Raw genomic sequence first — 1,212 nt, 5'->3', positions numbered from 1 at the left:
TCATGAAGGACGAACAGGGGCGCTACATATACTTGAACAAATTCGACGAGAGTCATTTTAATCGTCGACAGGGAGACTTGCGCGGTAAGACGGACTTTGAGTTATGGCCTTTGTATGTCGCCGAACAACTCTGGAAGAACGATCAAACCGTCCTCAAGGCAGGCAGTGCTATTGAAGTCGTGGAAGAGATGCCCAACCCGAAAGGAGGCATTACCTATTGGTGGACTTGCAAGTTTCCCTTCAAGGACGCGTCCGCGAAGAGGTATGTTGGAGGTATCGGAATCGATATCACCGACTGGAAACAGGCTGAAGCGGCCTTGCAGGAGAGCGAGGAGAAGTACCGGAACCTCGTGGAACTTGCGCCGGAACCGATCGTGGTGCACCGCCGGGGTGACGTTGTCTACGCCAATCCTTCCTGTGTCGCTTTTTTCGGGGCAGAAAAGCGGGAGGATCTCGTCGGCAAACCGGTCCTCCAGTTTGTCCACCCGGACGACCACGAAGTATTCAGGAAACGTAACCGCGAGATGACGGAGAAGGGTACGACCGTGCCCCTGCGCTCAGAGAGGTTTGTGAACCTCGACGGTCAGGTAGTCGATGTTGAGGTTGTTGCTACCCCCATCATGTATGAAAACCTGCCTTCGGTGATGGTCCTCTTCCGGGACATCACCGAGCGGAAGCGGGCCGAGGAAGCGTTTCAGCGATACGCCAAGAATCTGGGCCTGCTCCACCGCGATCTGGAGATCTCGAACCGGGAGGCGAACCTCTACCTGGACATCCTTACCCACGACATCGGCAATACCGAGAACGTCTCGAACCTTTATGCCGACCTGCTCATCGAGTCCCTTGACGGAGAGGCAGCCGGATACGCGAAAAAACTGCAGCGCAGCGTCCAGAAGAGCATAGAGATCCTGGGCACCGTCTCTACCATCCGCCGGATCCATCGGACAAAGACCGAGCTCAAACCAACGGACCTTGATGCCGCAGTCCGGGGGGTGATGAGCGATTATCCCACCAGTATCTTCCTCTATAACGGGGCAAACTACCAGGTTCAGGCGGACGACCTTCTCCCTGTGGTCTTCGACAACCTTATCGGCAATGCAATCAAGTTCGGCGGTGCTGACGTCGAGATCGCCATCCGGATTGAAGAAGATGATGGGTTCGTCCGGGTGTCAGTCGAGGATACCGGCCCCGGTATCCCGGACGATGATAAAA

Annotated in this window: 1 protein-coding gene; it reads left to right on the top strand. The window is 55.6% G+C overall.

All coding sequences use genetic code 11. The features are described 5' to 3' along the window. Positions 1-2 precede the first annotated feature (2 nt). On the top strand, positions 3-1,212 hold a 1,210-nt coding region (locus tag EI28_RS13235), incomplete at its 3' end, for a PAS domain S-box protein (RefSeq protein WP_155937427.1).

Origin of the sequence: Methanoculleus sp. MH98A (genome assembly GCF_000691865.1) — an archaeon.
Classification (GTDB): Archaea; Halobacteriota; Methanomicrobia; order Methanomicrobiales; family Methanoculleaceae; genus Methanoculleus.
The sequence above is the reverse complement of the archived record's forward strand: the minus strand, read 5'-3'. Positions and strand labels throughout refer to the sequence as shown.